The following is a 5,914-nucleotide window of genomic DNA, read 5'->3' as shown; positions in this document are numbered from 1 at the left end:
GGCAGGCAGCCCGGCGCCGTGACCACGGCCGCCGCCACCCCCGGCCGCGACGCGCCCCCCGTGGCCGGCACGGAGACCTGGCGCACGCCCGCGCGGCTGTGCGAGTGCCGGAGCTGCGGCCAGTTCCAGACCATCCCATCGCTGGTCCACGGCGAATCGGCGCGGTGCCTGCGCTGCGGCGCGCTGCTGCGCCGCGCGCAGCGCGACCCGCTCGGGCGCGCGCTGGCGTTGAACCTTGCCGCACTCTCGCTGTTCGGCGTCGCCTGCACGATGTCGCTGATGACGGTCAGCACGGCCGGCATGACACGTCATGCCAGCATCTTCTCCGGCCCGGTGGACATGGGGCGCAGCGGGCTGTGGGAACTGACCGTGGTGGTGCTGTTCGCCACCGTGGTCGCGCCGATCCTGAAGCTGGCGGCGATGGTCTATGTGCTCGGCGGCCTGCGTCTGGCGCGCCCGCCCCGTCACGTCCGGCGGGTCTATGCCATGGTGGAACATCTCCGCCCCTGGTCGATGGTGGAGGTGTTCCTGCTCGGCGTGGCCGTCGCCTACACCAAGCTGGTGGACCTCGTGCACATCGAGCTCGGCCTGGCGCTCTATGCCCTGGCGCTGCTGATGCTGACGATGATCGCCGCGGAGGCGGTGCTGGACCGCCAGGCGGTGTGGGAGGAGATGGAGCGGCGTGGCGTGCCGCCCGCCGGGATCGACCACGCGGCCATCGCCGCCAGCACGCCGGAGGCAGGCGCGGTGGGATGCCACACCTGCGGCCTGGTCAGCCTGCCGCACCACCACGACGACCACTGCCCGCGCTGCGGCAGCGCGCTGCATGCGCGGAAACCCGACGCCGTGGCGCGCGCCGTGGCGCTGCTGATCGCCGCCGCCATTCTCTACGTCCCGGCCAATGTCTATCCGGTGCTGAGCTTCATCCAGCTCGGCGCCGGTGCGCCCAGCACCATCCTGGGCGGCGTCGTGGAACTGCTGGAGGCCGGCCTCTATCCGCTCGCCGCGCTGGTCTTCTTCGCCTCCGTCGCGGTGCCAATGCTGAAGGTGGTCGGGCTGGCCATGCTGCTGCTGTCCTGCCGGCAGGGATGGACCTCGCGGCTGCGCGACCGCACGCGGCTGTATGCGGCGGTGAACGCCATCGGGCGCTGGTCGATGATCGACATCTTCATGACGACGATCCTGGTGGCGCTGGTGCGGTTCGGCGCGGTGGTCAGCATCGAGCCGGGCGTCGGCGCCATCGCCTTCTGCGCCGTGGTGATCCTGACCATGCTGGCGGCGGAGGGCTTCGACCCGCGGCTGATATGGGACGCCGCGGGGCACAATGCCCACCGCAGCGCGCAGCGGGCGGAGGCGTGATGGACAGCGTGCATCCGGAAGCGGTGGTGAAGGCGAAGGTCGGGCGCAGCCGGCGCGTCTCCGCGATCTGGGCGATCCCGATCGTGACGGTGCTGATCTCCGCCTACCTGGTCTGGCACAGCTACGCGCAGCGCGGCCCGACTATCACCATCACCTTCCGCGCCGCGGACGGGCTGACCGCGGGCCAGTCGCAGCTGCGCTACCGCGACGTGACCATCGGCACGGTGGAGGCGATCGCGCTGGCGGACGACCTGCAGCGCGTGACGCTGACGGTGCGCACGACGCGCGCGGCGGAGCCGCTGCTGACCGAGCATGCGCGCTTCTGGGTGGTCAAGCCGCGGCTCTTCGCCGGCAGCATCTCCGGGCTCGATACGCTGCTCTCGGGGTCCTATATCCAGGTCTCGCCCAGCGCACCGGGCGGCGCGGCGCGGCGCGACTTCGTCGGGCTCGAGGTTCCGCCGCTGCTCACCTCGGAGGATCCGGGCCGCACCTTCCGCCTGCGGGCGGAGCGGATCGGCTCGATCAACGTCGGCTCGCCGATCTTCTACCGCGACCTCGAGGTCGGGCAGGTGCTGGGCTGGGACCTCGCCGACATGGCGGAATACGTCACCATCCACGGCTTCATCCGTGCTCCCTTCGACCGCTACGTGCGGGAGAACACGCGGTTCTGGAACGCCTCGGGCGTGTCCGTGAAGCTGGGCGCGGAAGGCGTGCAACTGCAGTTCGAATCGCTGCGCGCCCTGCTGCTCGGCGGCATCGCCTTCGAGACGCCGGAAGGCCGCCTGACCGGCCCCGCGGTCGCCTCGAATGCGGTCTTCGACCTGTTCGACACGAAGCAGGCCGCCGACGACGCTTCCTTCACCCACCGGGTCCCCGTGGTCTCCTACTTCACGGACTCCATCGGCGGCCTGGCGCGCGGCGCGCCGGTGGTCTTCCAGGGTCTGCGCATCGGCCAGGTGGTGGATTTCGAACTGCGCTACGACGCCGCAACCAACCGGCTGCGCATCCCGGTGCGCTACGAGATCGAGCCGCAGCGCATCGCGACCGTCGAGGAGGCAGCCGATCGCGGCCCGGTCGAGAATGCCCGCCTGCTGGTCCGCCAAGGGCTGCGCGCGCGGCTGGCCAGCGCGAACCTGCTGACCGGGCAGCAGCAGATCTCCCTCGACTTCGTCCCCGATGCCGCGGCGGCAGACATCACGATGGAGGGGGAGGCGATCGTCTTCCCGACGGTGCCCGGCCAGATCGCCTCCCTGATCGACCAGGTGAACGCGGTCATGGCGCGGATCGACGCGCTGCCGCTGCAGCAGATCGGCGAGAACCTGAACAGCACCATCGCCGGGGTGGATGCGCTGGTGCGCGGGCCGGAACTCGCCGCCTCGCTCGCCTCGCTGCAGGCGACGCTGGCCGCCGCCGAGGACACGGTGCGCCGGATCGACGCCGCAGCGGCGCCGACGCTGCGCGCCCTGCCGCCGCTGGTGAACAACCTGAACAGCGCGGTGACGCAGGCCGGCCGGCTGATCGCCTCGGCCAACCGCGGCTATGGCGACGAATCGCAGTTCCGCCGGGATCTGGACCGCATGCTTGAACAGATCACCGTCGCCGCACGATCGCTGCGCAGCCTGGCGGACACGCTGAACCGCAACCCGGAAGCGCTGGTGCGCGGCCGCGCGACGCAGGGACCCTGAGCCGATGGTGCCCCGCCGCGAGGTCCTGGCCCTGTCCGGCGCGCTGGCCGCCCTGGCCGGCTGCCGTTCGCCGGAGCCGAACCTCTACACGATCCTGCCGGTGCCGGGCGCGCCGCGCCGCGGCGGGCCGCGGACCGTGTCCGTGCGCGAGGTCTCGCTGGCGCGCTATCTCGACCGCGTGCAGATCGTGCGCTCGGCGGCCGAGTACCGGCTCGACGTCGCGGGCAACGACTGGTGGGGGGAGGCGCTGGACGCGATGCTGACGCGCGTGCTGGTGGAGAACCTGGCGCAGCGCCTGCCGGGATCGAGCGTCGTCGCCTCGGGGGGCGCGATCACCGTGCAGCCCGACGCGGTGGTGGAGGTGAACCTCCAGCGCCTCGGCCTCGCCGCGCCCGGCACGCTGGTGCTGACCGCCCAGGTCGCCATCGGCCACCGGGAAGCTCGGCGGCGCGACGTGGCGCGGACGGAGAGCCTCACCGCCCCGGTCTCCGGCCCCGACACCGCGGCCTTCGTCGCGGCCGCCAGCGCCGCGCTCGGGCAGCTGGCCGATGCGGTCGCGGGGCTGCTGGCTGCCTGACCCGCGCTGCCCGGCGCTCCTGCCGAGGCAAGCCTCACAGCGGCATGGCGGGCCAGACGCGGCGGACCAGGGCTGCGAGGAAGGCCACCGTCATGCCGAAGGTCAGCATCCCGTTCAGCGCCTGGATGGCGCCGAGCAGCTGCCACTCGGACGCCAGGAAGACCGGCGCATGGCCGTAGGTGGTCATCGCGCTGAAGGAGTAGAGCACTGCGCCGCGAAAGGTCTCCAGCGCGCCCACCACCACATAGGCGCTGGCCCATTTCATCGCTTCCAGCGCGTGCAGCAGGAAGGCGGCGGCGACCAGCGGGGCCAGCACGACGGCGATCCGCAGGATGCCGCCGCGCGACCCGCGCAGCAGCAGGCGCGCCAGCCATTCGCCGCATCGGTAGATCAGCGACAGGCCGATGACGTGGATCACCACGGTCGAGACGGTCAGCATCAGGCCGAGCGACCAGTCTTGCCGCCACGACAGGTCCGGGAACATGCGCGGCCCCCTGCTTGTCCCGCGGCTGCCGTGCCGCGCGGCGCGGCAGGCTGCGACTCGCGGCGCCTGGCCAGCCATGGTGGAGCCTATCGCATGACGCGGCGGGGCCTAGAGGCCCGTCGCGTCCCGTGCCCGCCGCAGCGCCGCCTGCGCCGCCGCATCCAGCGCGTTCAGGAAGCGCGACCTGTCGGCCTGCGCCATCGGCGGCGGGCCGCCGCCCATGCCCATCTCGCGCAGGTGCCGCGCCACCTCGCGCCCGGCCAGCGCGGCGCCGATGTTGTTCTCCGTCCAGGGATGGCCCTTGAAGGAGAGGCAGAAGGCGCCCTTGGCGATGCAGCGCGCCGCCAGCGGGATGTCGTTGGTCAGGCAGATGTCGGTCGGCGTCGCCTGCTCCGCGATCCAGTCATCGGCCTTGTCGGCGCCGTCGGTGACGATGACGATGCGCGTGTTCCCGCCCGGCGGGCGGATGGGGCGCGAGCCGTTGGAGACGAAGATCGTCTCGAAGCCCATCCGCCCGGCCACGCGCAGGATCTCGTCCCGCACCGGGCAGGCGTCCGCGTCCACCAGGAAGCGGGGCGCGTTCACCGCGGCGCGGCCGGCGGCAGTTCTACCGCGTAGCTCTCCAGCGGCGGGATGCTGCGGATCAGCCTCCGGTCGGCCAGGAAGCGGGCCATGCGCTCGTAGCGGTTCCGGTCCAGCGCCGCGGGGGTGAAGGTGAAGCGGTTGATCGTGCTGGCCCAGGCCCGCCGGTTCAGCTCGTTGTCCAGCTCCCGCCGCGGGCCGGCGATGAACATGCGCCAGGACTCCTCGGGGTTGTTCGCCAGGAAATGCGTTGCGGCCTCCGTCGCGTCGATGAAGCGCCGCAGGATCGGGTCGCGCGCGCGGTCGCGATGGGCGATGTAGATCAGCTCGTCATAGGCTGGCAGGCCGTGCTGCTCGGGGTAGAAGGCGCGGCCGGGGCGCCCCTCGATGTCGAGCTGGTGCAGCTCGAAGTTGCGGTAGCCGCCGACGATCGCATCCACCTGGCCCGACATCAGGGCGGAGGACAGCGCGAAGTTCACGTTGACCAGCCGCACGTCCGCCAGGCGCAGCCCGACGCTTTCCAGCATCGCGCCCATCACCGCTTCCTCGAAGCCGGCGACGGAGAAGCCGACGCGCTTGCCACGCAGGTCCGCGAGCGTGCGGATCGGCCCGTCGCGCAGCACGGTCAGCGTCGCCAGCGGGGTGGCGACCAGCGTGCCGACGCGCACCAGCGGCAGGCCCTGGTCCACCGCCAGGTGCAGGTTCTTCTGGTAGAAGATGCCGATGTCGCCGCGCCGCGCGGCGACCAGCCGCGGCGGATCGTTCGGATCGGCCGGCGCGACGATCCGCACATCCAGCCCGGCGCGCGCGAAATGCCCGCCTTCCTGCGCGACCAGGATCGGCGCGTGGTCGGGGTTGATGAACCAGTCCAGCAGCAGCGTCAGCTGGTCGCGCTGCGCCTGCGTCCCCTGGGCGCGCGACACGGCGGGGATGGCGAGTGCCGGAAGGACAAGGGCGGCGCGGCGGGTGATCATGCGTCTCTCCCGGAAAGCAGGCTGTCGGGTTGCCAGGGGATGGCCCGGCGCAGCAGCCGGTCCACGGTGAACCACAGCGCCAGCGCCATCAGCGCCAGCACGAAGAGCGCGGCGAACATCACGTCGGTCTGGCTGCGCCCGTTGGCGTGCAGCATCAGGTAGCCGAGGCCGGCGCTCGCCCCCACCCATTCGCCGACCACCGCGCCGATCGGCGCGACCGCGGCCGCGACGCGCAGGCCGGAGGCGAGCGCCG

7 protein-coding genes are annotated in these 5,914 nt (G+C 72.3%); 3 read left to right on the top strand and 4 right to left on the bottom strand.

What is annotated here, in order from left to right:
• From OZN99_RS23500 to OZN99_RS23490, 3 genes are all read left to right on the top strand, one after another.
• The coding region (locus OZN99_RS23500) for a paraquat-inducible protein A (protein ID WP_270937686.1) at positions 1 to 1,359 on the top strand (1,359 nt) is incomplete at its 5' end.
• Positions 1,359 to 3,044: a PqiB family protein gene (locus OZN99_RS23495; RefSeq protein ID WP_270937685.1), complete on the top strand. Its 1,686-nt coding sequence runs from the start codon at positions 1,359 to 1,361 to the stop codon at positions 3,042 to 3,044. The genes OZN99_RS23500 and OZN99_RS23495, both read left to right, overlap by 1 nt.
• 4 nt (positions 3,045 to 3,048) lie before the next feature.
• On the top strand, positions 3,049 to 3,621 hold the full coding sequence (locus tag OZN99_RS23490; RefSeq protein WP_270937684.1) for a PqiC family protein: 573 nt from the start codon (positions 3,049 to 3,051) through the stop codon (positions 3,619 to 3,621).
• 34 nt (positions 3,622 to 3,655) lie between these two features.
• Here OZN99_RS23490 and OZN99_RS23485 read toward each other — a convergent pair whose 3' ends face one another.
• From OZN99_RS23485 to OZN99_RS23470, 4 genes are all read right to left on the bottom strand, one after another.
• Complete coding sequence (locus tag OZN99_RS23485) at positions 3,656 to 4,105, bottom strand: hypothetical protein (protein ID WP_270937683.1); 450 nt, start codon at positions 4,103 to 4,105, stop codon at positions 3,656 to 3,658.
• A gap of 108 nt (positions 4,106 to 4,213) precedes the next feature.
• On the bottom strand, positions 4,214 to 4,690 hold the full coding sequence (locus OZN99_RS23480) for a YaiI/YqxD family protein (protein WP_270937682.1): 477 nt from the start codon (positions 4,688 to 4,690) through the stop codon (positions 4,214 to 4,216).
• Complete coding sequence (locus OZN99_RS23475) at positions 4,687 to 5,661, bottom strand: ABC transporter substrate-binding protein (protein ID WP_270937681.1); 975 nt, start codon at positions 5,659 to 5,661, stop codon at positions 4,687 to 4,689. Before OZN99_RS23475 ends, OZN99_RS23480 begins: the two co-directional genes overlap by 4 nt.
• On the bottom strand, positions 5,658 to 5,914 hold a 257-nt coding region (locus tag OZN99_RS23470), incomplete at its 5' end, for an ABC transporter permease (RefSeq protein ID WP_270937680.1). The genes OZN99_RS23475 and OZN99_RS23470, both read right to left, overlap by 4 nt.

This window comes from Falsiroseomonas oryzae (genome assembly GCF_027856955.1).
GTDB lineage: Bacteria > Pseudomonadota > Alphaproteobacteria > Acetobacterales > Acetobacteraceae > Falsiroseomonas > Falsiroseomonas oryzae.
The sequence above is the reverse complement of the archived record's forward strand: the minus strand, read 5'-3'. Positions and strand labels throughout refer to the sequence as shown.

What these genes read in the sequence shown, in the direction of transcription:
- OZN99_RS23490 (WP_270937684.1), top strand. Translation starts at nt 3,049, where the DNA reads ATGGTGCCCCGCCGCGAGGTCCTGGCCCTGTCCGGCGCGCTGGCCGCC.
- OZN99_RS23475 (WP_270937681.1), bottom strand. Translation starts at nt 5,661, where the DNA reads ATGATCACCCGCCGCGCCGCCCTTGTCCTTCCGGCACTCGCCATCCCC.
- OZN99_RS23495 (WP_270937685.1), top strand. Translation starts at nt 1,359, where the DNA reads ATGGACAGCGTGCATCCGGAAGCGGTGGTGAAGGCGAAGGTCGGGCGC.
- OZN99_RS23485 (WP_270937683.1), bottom strand. Translation starts at nt 4,105, where the DNA reads ATGTTCCCGGACCTGTCGTGGCGGCAAGACTGGTCGCTCGGCCTGATG.